This window comes from Bacillus sp. AM 13(2015), from assembly GCF_001518755.1.
GTDB lineage: Bacteria > Bacillota > Bacilli > Bacillales > Bacillaceae > Bacillus > Bacillus safensis.
Map to the genome: position 1 here is coordinate 47,806 of NZ_LKCP01000004.1, position 14,199 is coordinate 62,004.

Annotated in this window: 14 protein-coding genes; 7 read left to right on the forward strand and 7 right to left on the reverse strand. The window is 41.2% G+C overall.

The genetic code is table 11. The features are described 5' to 3' along the window. Positions 1 to 23 precede the first annotated feature (23 nt). Positions 24 to 1,004: a glutaminase gene (locus AOQ70_RS01075; RefSeq protein ID WP_008342152.1), complete on the reverse strand. Its 981-nt coding sequence runs from the start codon at positions 1,002 to 1,004 to the stop codon at positions 24 to 26. A gap of 517 nt (positions 1,005 to 1,521) precedes the next feature. Here AOQ70_RS01075 and AOQ70_RS01080 point away from each other — a divergent pair. From AOQ70_RS01080 to AOQ70_RS01090, 3 genes are all read left to right on the forward strand, one after another. Beyond that, positions 1,522 to 2,808 (forward strand): ATP-binding protein, encoded by a 1,287-nt coding sequence (locus AOQ70_RS01080; protein WP_059374543.1) that lies wholly within the window; start codon positions 1,522 to 1,524, stop codon positions 2,806 to 2,808. A 4-nt stretch (positions 2,809 to 2,812) separates the two neighbouring features. Further along, the gene (locus AOQ70_RS01085) at positions 2,813 to 3,751 is read left to right on the forward strand and encodes a response regulator (RefSeq protein WP_039176221.1); all 939 of its coding nucleotides are present in this window, start codon (positions 2,813 to 2,815) and stop codon (positions 3,749 to 3,751) included. A gap of 191 nt (positions 3,752 to 3,942) precedes the next feature. Then, the gene (locus AOQ70_RS01090) at positions 3,943 to 5,028 is read left to right on the forward strand and encodes an SEC-C metal-binding domain-containing protein (protein ID WP_025092766.1); all 1,086 of its coding nucleotides are present in this window, start codon (positions 3,943 to 3,945) and stop codon (positions 5,026 to 5,028) included. A 46-nt stretch (positions 5,029 to 5,074) separates the two neighbouring features. Here the strand turns inward: AOQ70_RS01090 and AOQ70_RS01095 are convergent, their stop codons facing one another. The 4 genes from AOQ70_RS01095 to AOQ70_RS01110 all read right to left on the reverse strand — a co-directional run bounded on the left by AOQ70_RS01095 (position 5,075) and on the right by AOQ70_RS01110 (position 8,781). Then, on the reverse strand, positions 5,075 to 6,115 hold the full coding sequence (locus tag AOQ70_RS01095; RefSeq protein ID WP_047203442.1) for a DUF4352 domain-containing protein: 1,041 nt from the start codon (positions 6,113 to 6,115) through the stop codon (positions 5,075 to 5,077). A 314-nt stretch (positions 6,116 to 6,429) separates the two neighbouring features. After that, the gene (locus AOQ70_RS01100; RefSeq protein ID WP_039176227.1) at positions 6,430 to 7,086 is read right to left on the reverse strand and encodes a response regulator; all 657 of its coding nucleotides are present in this window, start codon (positions 7,084 to 7,086) and stop codon (positions 6,430 to 6,432) included. Next, positions 7,083 to 8,297: a sensor histidine kinase gene (locus AOQ70_RS01105; protein WP_059374544.1), complete on the reverse strand. Its 1,215-nt coding sequence runs from the start codon at positions 8,295 to 8,297 to the stop codon at positions 7,083 to 7,085. Before AOQ70_RS01105 ends, AOQ70_RS01100 begins: the two co-directional genes overlap by 4 nt. Before the next feature lie 22 nt (positions 8,298 to 8,319). Then, the gene (locus tag AOQ70_RS01110) at positions 8,320 to 8,781 is read right to left on the reverse strand and encodes a DUF1453 domain-containing protein (protein WP_228280332.1); all 462 of its coding nucleotides are present in this window, start codon (positions 8,779 to 8,781) and stop codon (positions 8,320 to 8,322) included. 159 nt (positions 8,782 to 8,940) lie between these two features. Here AOQ70_RS01110 and AOQ70_RS01115 point away from each other — a divergent pair, with 159 nt between their 5' ends. Further along, the gene (locus AOQ70_RS01115) at positions 8,941 to 9,870 is read left to right on the forward strand and encodes an aldo/keto reductase (protein WP_039182964.1); all 930 of its coding nucleotides are present in this window, start codon (positions 8,941 to 8,943) and stop codon (positions 9,868 to 9,870) included. 33 nt (positions 9,871 to 9,903) lie between these two features. Here the strand turns inward: AOQ70_RS01115 and AOQ70_RS01120 are convergent, their stop codons facing one another. Both AOQ70_RS01120 and AOQ70_RS01125 read right to left on the reverse strand, forming a co-directional pair. After that, positions 9,904 to 10,869, reverse strand: a complete 966-nt coding sequence (locus AOQ70_RS01120; RefSeq protein ID WP_059374546.1) for a sensor histidine kinase — start codon at positions 10,867 to 10,869, stop codon at positions 9,904 to 9,906. Between the two features lie 11 nt (positions 10,870 to 10,880). Next, complete coding sequence (locus AOQ70_RS01125; RefSeq protein ID WP_059374556.1) at positions 10,881 to 11,582, reverse strand: LytR/AlgR family response regulator transcription factor; 702 nt, start codon at positions 11,580 to 11,582, stop codon at positions 10,881 to 10,883. Between the two features lie 166 nt (positions 11,583 to 11,748). On the opposite strand from AOQ70_RS01125, the gene AOQ70_RS01130 reads away from it, so the two are divergent. The 3 genes from AOQ70_RS01130 to AOQ70_RS01140 all read left to right on the forward strand — a co-directional run. Then, the gene (locus tag AOQ70_RS01130) at positions 11,749 to 12,489 is read left to right on the forward strand and encodes an ATP-binding cassette domain-containing protein (protein ID WP_039176238.1); all 741 of its coding nucleotides are present in this window, start codon (positions 11,749 to 11,751) and stop codon (positions 12,487 to 12,489) included. After that, positions 12,489 to 13,637: an ABC transporter permease gene (locus tag AOQ70_RS01135; protein WP_231730801.1), complete on the forward strand. Its 1,149-nt coding sequence runs from the start codon at positions 12,489 to 12,491 to the stop codon at positions 13,635 to 13,637. The genes AOQ70_RS01130 and AOQ70_RS01135 overlap by 1 nt, the downstream gene beginning before the upstream one ends. A gap of 170 nt (positions 13,638 to 13,807) precedes the next feature. Then, on the forward strand, positions 13,808 to 14,199 hold a 392-nt coding region (locus tag AOQ70_RS01140), incomplete at its 3' end, for a hypothetical protein (RefSeq protein WP_231730802.1).

The following is a 14,199-nucleotide window of genomic DNA, read 5'->3' on the forward strand; positions in this document are numbered from 1 at the left end:
CTTCGAATTCATCACTGTTCTTTTTAAAAAATACTGAGATCCCACTCTTTAGCGAGCTTTTTCAGCATCATGACACCGGTAATACTATTTCCACAATCGTCAATGGCAGGACCGTAAATGCCAATACCACAGCCTGTCTGAAACGGGAACTCTCTTCTTGCGCTTGGCGGAACGCAAGCCATAATTCCTCCAGACACACCACTTTTGGCTGGAACGCCTACGAAAGCAGCAAAATTCCCAGACGCATTATACATGCCGCATGTCAGCATCAATGCCTTTGTTAGTCTGGCGATATCCTTTGGGATGACTTGGACTTGTTTAAAGGGATGGTAGCCATCACTTGATATAATCAGTCCAATCAAGGCGATGTCCTCTGTTGTGACCTCGATGGAACATTGCTTTAAATACACTTCTAACGTGTCCTCGACATCCGATTCTAAATAATTGGTTTCTTTTAAATAATAAGCAAGTGCCCGGTTGCGATGCGCAGTTGCCCATTCTGATTGATAAACCTCTTCATTAACAGAAGGACGCTTACCTATTAAGTTTTCGATTAAATCGAAAATATATGCTAGCTTTTCTGTAGAAGTCTTTCCGGGAAGGATGGAGGATACAGTAATAGCTCCAGCATTAATCATTGGATTAAAGGGCTTTCCTGGTTTATGCATCTCAAGACGGTAGATGGAATTAAATGCATCACCAGTTGGCTCTACATCTACCCGATCCAAGACGTAAGGTACGCCTCTTCCTAAACAGGCAGCTATAAAGCTGATGACTTTTGAGATACTTTGCAGGGTAAAGGGAACGTCCCAATCACCATATCGTACAGATGATCCATCTGGGCCTATCACGCTGATACCAAGTTGAGAGGAATTCACTTTTCCGAGTGCTGGAATGTAGCCAGCATTCTGCCCGTTCTTGTAATACGGACGTATTTCTTCTGCCCATTGATCAACAGAAGACTGGCATGCGTGTTGTGTATTATTAGAAATTGCTGTTTTCATACGATTCCTCCAATCAAAAATCAAAAAGTACCCTATTGAATTGGCGGATGACAAAAAATGCGATCAAATAGGCACGAAAACATGTTACACATCTTCAAAGAACTTGTCATGCGCTGCTTGCACCACTCCTTTACACCTAAATATATGTACAAATGAAGGCATTGTCGGCGGAAAAACAAAAAGGGTTTTTAGCGAAAATTCAGAAAACGCTTACATCTAGTTTCACTAAAATTGTTCATTCAATTTATCTTGGAAACTACACAATCTGACGTAAATCTACAAAAAAACTTACAAATAAAAATCTGTCTGTCGACTATTGTCTAAACAATTCCTATTATTGTCGTCAATGATCAAAACACTGAATAGCTGAAAGGTCACCATGCTGCCCCGGAGAATAGTCATAAAAAAGGATTTTAGAGATAAAAGGAGCCGTGAAAATTATTTTTTTGGACATTGTGGAGAAAAGAGTCTCCTTGTATACTGTGGCTATGCAAACAGGGGAAGGGATGTCAGTCATTTGAGTTTAAATCAGCTTGTCAAAAAGGACGCATTCATTTTAATTTTTATGATGGTCATTGTGCCGCTTGCAGGAGAGCTGAAGTTTTATCCTGTGAATGAGACGTTTCGCATTAGCTTTGGTGCGCCTGCGTTTTTCTTTTGTTTATTACTCTTAAGAAAATCTAGACCGCTATTGCCAGGATTTTTAACAGGCGCAGCCATTGTGCTTTTTCGGGTAGGTCTAGATTTGATTCAGCAGAATGCTGATCTGGCTTCATCATTTTATCAGCAATTCCCAAGCTTCTTTTTCTATTTCACGTATGCGTTCCTGTTTTTTGCCGTCCGTACGGGGCGCTTTAAACAGCGCTCTATTTTCATTGGAATCATCGGACTAATGATCGAATTATTTGCTGATTTTGTCGAGCTGTTTGTACAATTTCTAGTGTTTGATACAACGATGACTTTATCAAAGCTGAGCGATATGTTCCTCATTGCGTTTGCTCACAGCTTTGTGGTGATCAGTTTTTTTAATATGATGAAGCTGTATGAGGCGCAATCAAGAGAGAAGCAGATCATGAAACAAAATGAGCATATGATGATGGTCATTTCGAATTTATATGAAGAAACGGTGCACTTAAAGAAAACATTAAAACATACAGAGCATATTACGCAGGAATCATACCGGCTTTATCGTCTGCTGCATGAACATGAAGCAGGGAAAAAAGTGAGTCAGGAGCTGTTAAAGCTCGCAGGAGAAATTCATGAAGTGAAAAAGGACAATCAGCGTATTTATGCTGGGCTTTCAAAGCTGATTTCGAAGGAAAATATGCAAGATTACATGAAGGCGGAAGAACTCGTTCAAATTGTGATCCGGATTCAAGAGAAGTATGCTCTATCTCTTGGGAAAAACATCTCCTTTACCTCTGATATAAGGGGCATTCACCTGCATGATTATCATGTGTTTATTTTCTTATCGCTGATTAATAATTTAATGGCCAATGCAGTGGAAGCTATAAAGGATACCGGCATGATCTCACTCGAATTGAAAGGAAGTCATGATAAAATAGAGATTCGGATTAAAGATGATGGACCGGGGATTCCTAAAAAAATGAGAGAGATTGTGTTTGATCCAGGCTATACCTCCAAATTTGATGCATTTGGAACACCGTCTACTGGGATAGGCTTATCCTATGTGAGAGAGCTGGTTCAAGAGCTAGGCGGTCATATTCAAATCGAACCAAAAGAAACAAAAGGTACAGCTTTTCTGCTTGTTCTTCCTATACAAAATTTAATACAGAGAGGGTGAGTGTATGCGATTCTTCATTGCAGATGATGATCGTGCAATACGCTCGATTTTAGGTCAAATCATAGAGGATGAGGATTTGGGAGAGGTCGTAGATGAAGCGGGTGACGGAGTTGGATTAGAGGCACATTCACTGAACCTCAAGAAAGTAGACATCCTTTTGATTGATCTTTTAATGCCTGCTAGAGATGGCATTCAAACCATCCGCCATATTCACCCTGAATTCAAAGGCAAGGTCATTATGATTTCCCAAGTAGAGGCGAAAGAGATGATGGCAGAAGCCTATGAACTGGGGATTGAATATTATATCCATAAGCCTGTCAATCGCATTGAAATCGTCAGTGTGATTCGAAAAGTCATGGAGCGTATCAAACTGGAAAAATCGATTTACGATATACAAGCCTCCCTTCGCCACGTACTGCCATTAGAGCCTGTGTTTTCTCAAGGTGCCGGCGCTGGAGCGAAGAGAAGAACGATGAAAGAGGCAGGGGAATTCCTCTTATCTGAGCTCGGAATTGTCGGTGAGAACGGCTCTAAGGATCTACTGGAGATACTTCTCTATTTACATGAAACTCAGTCAGCCAATTCTCATGAGGTCAATTTCCCGCCGCTAAAGCAGCTGTTTATCAAAACCGCAGAAAGAAAGCTGGATCATGGTGCAACCGATGTAGAGGTGATGCGGGAAGTGAAAGCGGCGGAGCAGCGGATTAGACGCGCTATTCATCATTCCTTGAATCATTTTGCCTCACTAGGATTAACAGATTTCTCAAATCCTAAGTTCGAGCACTACGCGTCGAAGTTTTTCGATTTTACCGATGTCAGCCAAAGAATGAAAGAAATGCAGAAGACATCTTCTCCCGCAGGATCAACGGGCAGAGTCAATACAAAAAAATTCGTTCAAATCTTTTATTTTGAAGCAAAGCAGTTATTCGAAGAAATGAGCTGAGGAAAATCTGTTGGTATGATTGGAGAAAATAAACAGAGAAAGTCTGTCTTTCCTATGATCTGTCTTGATCTTCAGGTGTCTTTATGATTTATCTGATCATTCTGATTTTTCTTTTTTCTTGAAAATAAAACCCTCCTGTACAATCGTTTGTTAAAATAGTGAGGTTAGACTAGAATGTCGGAGGTTTTATTTTGGGAAAAATTAAACGAAATGCGCTCTGCCCATGCGGAAGCGGAAAAAAATATAAACATTGCTGTGGTCAAAAATCAGGCGGAGAACAAACGTCTGAGCTTGTGTTTAAGGAAGCTGTACAAGTTCAAAAGGATTTAATGAATTATGCTTTTTCTAAACATCAAAGAGCGATCAATCAATTCATTAATGAGTTTTCTTTCCTTGCAGATATGGATAAAGAAACGCAACAAATCTCAGTTTTTCATTTGAGTGTATGGGGCATCTTTTTCCGTCCATTAACTGATCAGAAAGAAACCATTTTCCAAGAATTCCTGACAAAGAAAGCAGAAGATATTACCCGTCCGAAAACAAGACAAGTGGTCCAATCTTGGACAGACATGGAGCCATCTTTGCTTTTATTAAATGAAAAAACGGACGAGTCTCTTTACTTTGAAAATATGGTAACAGCTGAGAAGGTTGAAGTAGATGTAAAACCGGATCAAACGGTACTGCCTGAAAAGGGAAGTCTCGTTCTTGGTTTTCCTGTTCAATTTGAAGAAAAAGCAGAGTTTTTCATTCAATATACGATGTTTGCGAAAGAGTTCACAGATACTCTTCTTCTTCAGGTCCGCCAACTTGTTGACGCATATGAAGCAAATGGAGGAGCGCGCAGCACATTTATGAGAGAATCATTCCCTGATGTGCTGAAGTGTATGTTTGCGAAGCAAGAAGTAGAAGAATCAGAAACACCTGCTCAAACAGAAGGCGATGCAGGTCTATCAGCAGATCGTATGGACTGGGCAAGTGACGTTCAGTTGGAAACAGCTAAGCTGATTGAAGACGGAATGAAGGAGCATGGTGACCAAAGCCTGACAGATGGTGCTTTAACGGTTTGGAAAGCCTACTGTGATCAGAAATCACCTGTGATCCGTAAAGCAGCGTCATTTGCTGCAGGAATCGAATACTATATTCATTCACTTGCAAGCGATGCTCCGCTTTCTCAAGCACAAGTAGCGAAGAAGTATGGCATTAGTGCGTCGACTGTATCGAGCCGTTTTAAAGATATCGAAAAAGCGGTGAAAGAAGAGCAAGAGGCGACAGTATAATCTAAAAAAGACGCGGCACCTTCAGAGGCCAGCGTCTTTTTTTAGATTATCTCGTTTTAATAAAACCACTCATGTACTGCTCTGTATTATAATCGTTGAGGTCGATTTTCCATTGTCCATCCCCATTACGTTTCATTTTCACTTCATATTCAGCTGGGCTGGAGACGGGAGGAAGCTTTTCGAATTCAGATGCGTACATGTTTAAGCTTTTTTTATACAATTCTTCTTTAGAACGGATTTTCCCGTTGTAAAACTCGTCTCTTTGCTTGTCTAGCTTGTCTTTTAAGTTAGAAGCATCAATGCCTGTTACTTGAGCGACAACCTTTGCTTCGTCATCAGAGATGGTTTTCACACTTGTTTCTACTTTGGCTTTATCCTTCATGGTGTTTTGAATGCGCTTGTACATCGACAAAATATCTCGGTCACTCACTTCATTTCCGTATATTCCTGCACTTCTTTTGAAGTCTTTGACAAACATTTCATGGTATTTATTGACGACATCCGATTGGTTGTCACCCGTTAAATCTGCGAATTGATCGTTTTTTTTGTCAAAAACAATAATATCGGTATAAGCGGATAACGCTTTTGCTGGGTTATCCAGCTTTTTTGCTGAATCGAGTATTTTGTTTCCATCTAGATCGATTTGTATGGAATCACTGTTTTTCTTGATGCTGTCCTGATACACAAACTGATATTTTTTCCCTTTGTCTACTAAGAAATAAAGAGCTCCTGAAAGTGACTTGCCTTTGTTCAATGAACCAAGGTCAAGGCGGTCTTTACTGCCGTAGAATTTTAAATCAGATACTTTGGCATCGTCCTGATAAAGGGAGAAGTCAGAGTTATATAATGAAAGGGCTTTGTCACCTTTGTTTGTGATCGTCAGGTTGACTTTTAGTACCAATTCATTGTCTCTCAGGGTAGTTGTTGAGTCTTCTGGTAACGTATATTCGTAGCTATTGACTTTTACCTCTGCTGTTTTCGTTGACTTTTGGTCAGCGTCTGTTGATTTGGCTGAGCTCTGGCAGGCTGCAGAGATGATCATCACGAATGAAATCATGAGGAGGGCACTTATTTTTTTAAGATTCACAGTTGATGCTCCTTTGCTTTTCTTTCGTCATTTCATTCCCGCTATCTGACTATGAAAAAAGAAACAGATAGAATGGTATATTCGGGTGTTAAAGGGGAAAATATCCTAATGACGATTTGCACTATTCATTCTATCGAAATTCATTCATGATGAGGAATAGGTTTTAGTCCCTATTTTTAATAATTTTTAACACAATTACCTATAAAATAAGGAATTAAATAAGCATAATATACTGGTTAATAAGTATTGATTTATAGATTTATTTTGGGTTTTAAATGTTTTTTGTATAAAAATCTTGAAATAAAGGTAGTTTTTTATTTGACGAGGCGGTGCCGGATGGCGAAGACGACAGCCTGTGTGCGGTCTTGTGCATTGAGCTTTTGTAATATACGGTGCACATGCGTTTTTACCGTACTTTTGCTGATAAATAATTGATCAGCGATGTCTTCATTCTTTAAGCCATAGGCCATTTGCTGTAAAACATCGCGTTCACGTTCAGTAAATGATTCGTGAAGCAGATGAGTGTGATGTGTATCATTTGCTTGCTGAAGAGCTCGGGCCATCATGTGCTCAGAGGCTGCCGTTCGAAAGACAGATTCACCAGCAAAGGCGGTGCGGATGGCCTCAATTAATTCCTCAGGCATTGTATCCTTCAGCAAATAACCGACTGCCCCTGCACGAATCCCGTCAAAGACGTATTCTTCCGTATCAAAGGTCGTGAGAATCACAACTTTTACATCTGGGTGCTTTTTTAAAATGTGCTCTGTTGCCGTGATGCCATCCATTCCAGGCATTTGTACATCCATGAGCAGTACGTCGGGTTTGTTAGTCAAGCAAAGCTCAACCGCCTCCTGACCGTCTGACGCCTCCCATATGACGTCAATATCCTCTTGAGCGCTTGCAATATAACGAAATCCTTGGCGGATCAGCGGCTGATCATCAATAATGCCAATCTTAATAGGGGTTGTCATGTCTCAGAGTCCTCCTTGATAGGAATTTGAACATGGATACAAAAGCCGTGCGGCTCGCGTATGGACGTCTTGAGGGAACCGCCTGCTGCGTCACACCGTGCTTTCATGCCTGACAGTCCAAATCCAAATGAAATATCTTTTTCGCTGGTCAAATTTCCATCGTCTTCAATGTTCATCATCAGCTCATGCTGGTGGTTATAGAGTGTAATGGTCATCGCGGTCGCCTTGGCATGGCGAATTGTATTGGTGATCGCTTCTTGTAAAATGCGGTAAAGCAGTTCAGATACGGAGAGCGGCCATTTTTTATACGTAAGCTGCTCTGTATGAAACTGAATATCTAGCTCTCCTGATATCTCTCCTTGCTTGATGAGACTGCGAAGTCCGGCAAGTCCGAGACCTGCATCATCTGACGCCATATGATGAACCACAGAACGAACTTCGGTGAGACAATTTTTAGAAATATTGATCAGCTCCTGAAACGTCTGCGCCATCTGCTCTGGTTCTTCCTGTTTTAAACGATAGGGCAAAGACTGCAGCTGGACAATCATTGAGGTTAATTGGTGACCGATGCTGTCATGCAGGTCACGTGCAATTCTGCTCCGCTCCTCCAGCACAGCAAATTGGAGTGACTGAACGGTCGCTTCTTCAAGCTCTATATGCGCCTTTTTTAATTGTTCATGGGCATCTGATAATTCCTTGTGAACCAATTGCAGTTCTCCGAAGTGTTCTTCCTTTAATTCCTGTTCACGCCGGCGCATTCTAGAGATCAAGACAAGTGTATACACAAGCAGCTGGAATAGCGGGAGAGTGATCACCATGTTCCAAGAAAAATCATTTACATAATAACTGACCCCACTAGTGAAAAAGATGATAGCAAATAGATAGGGATGATGCGCCTCTGAAAAACGAAAAGCGATAAAGCCAATCATAAAAAAGGTCAGCCCAATACTGTCTTGAATCTGACCTGTCACCATCCACAAGAGATGTGTCAGAATCCACATCAAGAGGAGCATAGAAATTTGCTTTTTAGGTGAGAGCTTGCTTTTTGGAAAAAGACAAAGGAGAAACACCAAATAGACGAAGGTGCGAAACACCAATTCGCCTATTGAAAGGGGCTCATACATTTGAATATACATATAGGTCAATACAAGGCCTAATACGAATTTTTGCCTTATTTGACCTAAAAGCTTGAGTGGCTGCTGAAGGTTCATATCAAAAACTCCTGTCTGTCAGTTAAATAGCAGCAGATGCCTTGATGTTCATATATCTTTTTAAAAGAATAAAACGTAATCCGATCATACTGCCAATTGGAAGGAATGTCAGGCCATTTGCGAAAATGATCAGGGAATGACCGCCATCCTGTACAACTGAACCTACTGTCATCCGGATAAGAATGATTCCGATGAAAAAAAGTGTTCCATAGAGTGAGCTGGCGGCGGTGATACGTCCCGACTGTTGATCATATGTTACTTTGTATAGTTTACCTCTCCAAAGCCCGATTGCAAAACCTGCGAATGCAAAGCCAGTCATCACAAGCAGGCTCATCGCCGTGATTTCAATATGCTGGGTAAAGGAATAAGAGAGAGTGCCTAATAAAATGAGCGGCCCTATGAGAAGCCTGAAGGGGCGGATTTCTTTTTCCTTGCCTGTTCTTAAAAGCAGAATAATGATAATGATGACAATTTGAATGGTCATAACAAGATCTCCTTTTCGCTTTAGTCTATCTTCATCATACGCATCTACTATTTTCTCGGCGTCCACCTGCAGGTTGATTTTCAGAGAGCGGGATACTTGAATGTTGGAATTGATTCATGGGAAAATAAGGATGATTACGTAGATAAGGGAGATGAGCTTTTGAAAAAGGTAACGCTTGGACGAACTGAATTACAGGTGAATCCGATAGGGCTTGGTACGAATGCAGTAGGTGGACATAATTTATTCCCGAATCTTAGTGAGGATGCTGGACGGGAGCTTGTGGAGACGGCTCTTGATCAAGGTGTCAATTTCTTAGATTCTGCTTTTATTTATGGGCTGGGCCGTTCAGAGGAATTAATCGGTGAGATCATTGCCAAAAGAGGCGGCAGAGAAAAGCTTGTCCTTGCGACAAAAGGAGCTCATAAGGAAGTAAACGGGCAAATTGAACTTGATAACAGTCGTGATTTCTTAAGAGAGCAGGTCGAAAATAGCCTGAAACGACTGCAAACAGATTATATTGACTTGTACTATATGCATTTCCCGGATGGGCGAACGCCGCTCGAGGAAGTAGCAGGCACATTAAAGGAATTGAAGGATGAAGGGAAAATCAAGGCGATCGGTGCATCCAACCTTGATTTTGAACAGCTTCAAGCCTTTAACCGAGATGGCTACTTAGACGTGCTTCAGTCGGAGTATTCTCTGCTGAAACGTCAGGCGGAGCAGGATCTTCTTCCATACTGCGTCGAGCATGGTATTTCCTTTATTCCTTATTTCCCATTGGCATCAGGCTTGTTGACTGGCAAATTTACAAAGGATGCCACATTTGATGATATTCGAGCAAAAGACCCACTTTTCCAAGGTGATGCATTCCTTTCAAATCTCGAAAAAGTAGACAAGCTGCAGGCGATTGCCCAATCAAAGAATGCAGAAACGGCACACGTCGCACTCGCTTGGCTCTTAGCTCAGGATGGTATTGATGCTATTATTCCAGGGGCAAAACGAGCAGACCAAGTGCTGCAAAATTTAAAAACAAACGATGTTCAACTAACTGAAGAGGAAATTAATCAAATCGACAAGATTTTTTCTTAACACGAAAAAAAGGTGCAGCTATGCACCTTTTTTTTATGACATTGTAAGAGGGATTTTGATGACGAGCCGTAAATTTGGAGAACGGTAAGTGAAATCCAGTGTACCGTCTGCCTTTTCAACAAGCTGATGAATGATATACGTCCCCATGCCTTGATGATTGCCGCCTTTTGTCGAGCGGCCAAAAGTTTTGAATAAATGATCTAACACATGTTTTTCCATACCTTTTGTGCTGTTTTCACAATGGATTAAAAATAGCCCGCTCCGAATAGAGGTTGTGACCGAAATGCTGCCCTCTTTTCCAGCTTTCTTTGCTTCAATCGCTGCATCTAGGGCATTATCAAGCAGGTTGCCAGTAAAACTAACCTGATCCGCCTTTGAAAAGGGAAGCGATGAAAAGGGAGCTTGAAGGTCTAGTGAAAGTGCAATGTTCTCTTTCTCAGCCCGCTCCAAAAAGAGGTGAAGGGTAGAGGCTAAATAGGCATTTTCTCCTTTCATCCATGGGAAATGTTTGACGTATTGCTGAATCAAATCTTTGATCTCATACTCGTCGTTCGACGCCGAAAAGGCATTTAAATGTCTGGCTGTTTCATGATGTTTACTCCGCAGCTCAAGAAGTAATTCGTTGGTTCTAGCTTCTGCGTTTATAAGCTCTTGAAGCCGTCCATTTAACTGTTTCTCTGTCTGCATCACCTTCAATGAGAGGATATCGACTGTCACCATCATGATGATTGCTAAAAGACAGCTCAGCCCATTCTCTTGCGTTAAAAACAGTAAAAAGCCTGCACAGGTGATGAGTATAAAAGCACCTAATACCACATAACCACTCGTATGAGGCAAAAATCTTTTGTACATGAAGAATGTATAAACACACATCGCGCAAAAGGTAAGAATCCACAACACAATTGATGATAGCGGCAGGAAAGCTTCAGCAGCTGCATGAAACGCAAGACCCAGCCATATGAGGGCATAAATGCGAAATCCAAGATAGAAAGCGTTCACGTTCGTTCTCCTTAAAAATAGTATTTCTTAAAGAATTCTAATTGCTGCTTGGTCATCATGGCTTTTTTATCTGTCCCTTCAAAAGACACGATAAACGAATTTTTAGCATACGCCGAGAAATTCTTAATGTAATGAATATTGATGATAAACGATCGATGGGAGCGGATAAAATCCTTTTCAGCCAAATCACCCTTTAACTCGTTTAAAGTTTGATATGTCTGGATTTCTCCTGTCGTTGTCACGATAGTTGTTGACCGGCCCGTTCGCTCAACAAAAATGACATCCTTTTTCTGCAGCACATGAATATCTGACTGCTGCTTAATGAGAAGCCGTCCATGAATGCTTTTCTCCTGCTTGGTGGACATATAGCGCTCTAAGCATTTGGCAATTCGATCAGCTTGGTAGGGCTTCATAATATAATCATGTACATTCAAATCAAACGCATGGACCGCATATCCACTGTTTCCTGTCACAAAGACCACATCGACATTCAGTGCGTGAGAGTGAATGAGGTCTGCTAATTCATAGCCGGACATTCCAGGCATTTCAATGTCAGCGAATAACAGATCAATGTCTCCTTGTTTGACCTTCTCATATGCATCCTCTGCTGACTGCGTGACAAAGACAATGTCCACAGCCTCCATCCTGCTTACAATGGCGTGCAGCTTTTCTAAATCTACTCGGTAATCGTCGACGAGACCTACTTTTATCATAAAAATCACCTATGACTCTTCTTATTATTTGTCTATTTTACCATTTGTTTTTTTGAAATAGATCATTTCAAGACAGAAAAAGGACGTTTCGCGACATTTTTATATCAGGCAGGCATTATTTTTTCTATCATAGACTTAGAAAGTAAAGTTGAAAGGGGCGAACCAAATGATTACTCTCAGCGATTGCAGCTGCTGGTTTAAAGATAAGAAAAAAGTCGTGAAAGCGATGAAACACATGACGTTCTCCGTGAAGGAAGGGGAAGTCGTTGGCATCCTAGGAGAAAATGGTGCAGGAAAAACGACATTATTGCGCGCCGTAGCCACATTATTAGAGCCTACGCACGGGTCAGTCACTGTCGCAGGCTTTGATACGGTGAAAGAATCAACGGAAGTGAAAAAGCGAATTGGTGTCTTGTTTGGCGGTGAGACGGGGCTTTACGATCGTTTGACGGCACGAGAAAACCTTGAATACTTTGGCAAATTGTATGGCTTAGATCAGCATGAAATCAAAGCAAGAATAGAGGATTTGGCAAAGCGTTTTGGAATGAGACAATATATGGATCGCAAGGTGAAAGGATTCTCAAGAGGGATGAAACAAAAGGTGGCGATTGCCAGAACGTTAATTCATGATCCTGACATTATCTTATTTGATGAGCCGACAACAGGCTTAGATATCACGTCGAGTAATATTTTCAGAGATTTTATCCATCAGCTCAAGCAGCAAAATAAAACGATCCTCTTTTCAAGCCACATCATGGAAGAAGTCAGCCAGCTTTGTGACAGTGTCATGATGATTCATCAAGGAGAGCTTGTGTACAAAGGGACACTTTCAGAATTATATACTCAGGAACAAAGTGATGACTTGAACTATATCTTTATGTCGAAGCTCGCTAGGGGGATTTCATAATGTGGAAAACCGTCTTTTTGAAAGAAATGACAGATGCGCTGAGAGATCGAAAAACGTTGCTCTTAACCGTGCTGATTCCTCTTTTGACCATGCTTGGACTGGTGTTCTTTTATGAAAGCATGATTGCAGATCCAGGGGATGAAGCCTATACAGTCGCCATCAATGAACAGCTTCCAGCCGAAATGAACCAAATGATCAAAGAGGTCAAAAACCTAAACCTTGAAACATTTGATGAACCGCAGCAAGCGGTCAAAGATGGAGAGGCAAATGCTTACCTTGAAATGACGAAAGAGGCAGGCGATATGCTCAAACAACAAAAGCCATTCGCTATTAAAATCCATGGATATACGACAGATGATGATTCGGTCATCACTGTTCAAATGCTGCAATCATTGCTGGAGCAATATCAAAACCAAGTGGTCGAAAAGCGTTTAGCAGCGGATCAAATCGATACGTCCGTTATTCATCCGTTTGAAGTGCAGTCCGTTGATGTAGAAGAAGGGGATGAAGGGGAAAACGGAGTGACCGCTATGCTGTTGTCGATTCTCCTTCCGATGATTTTGGTGACCTCCGTCATCTCAGGAGCTTTACCGGCTGCGCTTGATATTGTAGCAGGTGAAAAAGACCGGAAATCCATTGAAGCGTTGTTCCTGACACCTGCCAGCAGACTCCAGATTCTCATCGGAAAATGGCTCGCTGTCTCTATGTTTGGTATTTTAAGTGGGATTGTGGCGATCGGTATGCTGCTTCTATCCACTTTGCTCTTTACAGAAAAGCTGAAGCAGGCTCTAAACTTTGGTGATCAAATGTGGAGCATTATTGGCGTCATGTTTGCGGCGTTAATCATCTTCTCCTTCATGGTATCCATGATTGAATTGCTGCTCAGCGTCATTTCGGGCTCAGTAAAAGAAGCACAGTCGTACATGTCCATGATCATTACACTAGGTGTGATCCCAATGTTCTTTACCATGAGAGCAGGTGCTACGCAGCTAGATACGTATTACTTTGCGGTCCCATTCCTTAATATTCATGCGCTTTGTAAGCAACTGATGTTTGGTATCATCGATCCGGTGGCTGTCACTCTGACACTCGGCTCCTCAGCTTGGCAGTCGTTATCCTGTTTGTCATCGTCAGAAGCTTGTTTATGAAAGAAAAGTGGATGCTTGCGAAATAAAGAAAGAAAAACTTGTAGATTTTTTCTACAAGTTTTTTTATATTCGGAGATTCATATAAAAAAGGCTCGGGATAGAATTGTTATGGCATAATGGAAGAGGAAATGACATAATCATCCTATTTTTACTAAAGAGGGGGATTGGATATGCCTTATCAAACAGATGACGATGATGTGTTAGGACTATGTAATATATATGCTCAGCAAACACACCATTTTGAAGCCTTTATTTTGGGAAATAGGAAAGGCTTATTAGAACTAAGAAATGCAATAGACAAGGCTTTAGAAACCGGTTGTTCTACTTCAACATTATTTCCGTCTGATTATGAAGGATATGATGTCTATGTTGCTTTAGTAGACGAGGAGCAAAGGTTTGAGAAATTAACAACTCCTTATGTTGAAGAATACGTACAAGAGGAAAATGCGGTTGATCCAATTGAGATCATTAAAGAATATGAAGCTGAAAAGGCATTCCTTATAAAGAGATTCCCGCTTGTGAACTCGTTTGCTAGTGAATCAAATGTCTATGGATTTGGCTT

Coding starts and splice junctions, on each gene's coding strand:
- AOQ70_RS01075 (WP_008342152.1), bottom strand. CDS start 1,004: ATGAAAACAGCAATTTCTAATAATACACAACACGCATGCCAGTCTTCT.
- AOQ70_RS01085 (WP_039176221.1), top strand. CDS start 2,813: ATGCGATTCTTCATTGCAGATGATGATCGTGCAATACGCTCGATTTTA.
- AOQ70_RS01100 (WP_039176227.1), bottom strand. CDS start 7,086: ATGACAACCCCTATTAAGATTGGCATTATTGATGATCAGCCGCTGATC.
- AOQ70_RS01105 (WP_059374544.1), bottom strand. CDS start 8,297: ATGAACCTTCAGCAGCCACTCAAGCTTTTAGGTCAAATAAGGCAAAAA.
- AOQ70_RS01110 (WP_228280332.1), bottom strand. CDS start 8,781: ATGACCATTCAAATTGTCATCATTATCATTATTCTGCTTTTAAGAACA.
- AOQ70_RS01125 (WP_059374556.1), bottom strand. CDS start 11,582: ATGATAAAAGTAGGTCTCGTCGACGATTACCGAGTAGATTTAGAAAAG.
- AOQ70_RS01130 (WP_039176238.1), top strand. CDS start 11,749: ATGATTACTCTCAGCGATTGCAGCTGCTGGTTTAAAGATAAGAAAAAA.
- AOQ70_RS01135 (WP_231730801.1), top strand. CDS start 12,489: ATGTGGAAAACCGTCTTTTTGAAAGAAATGACAGATGCGCTGAGAGAT.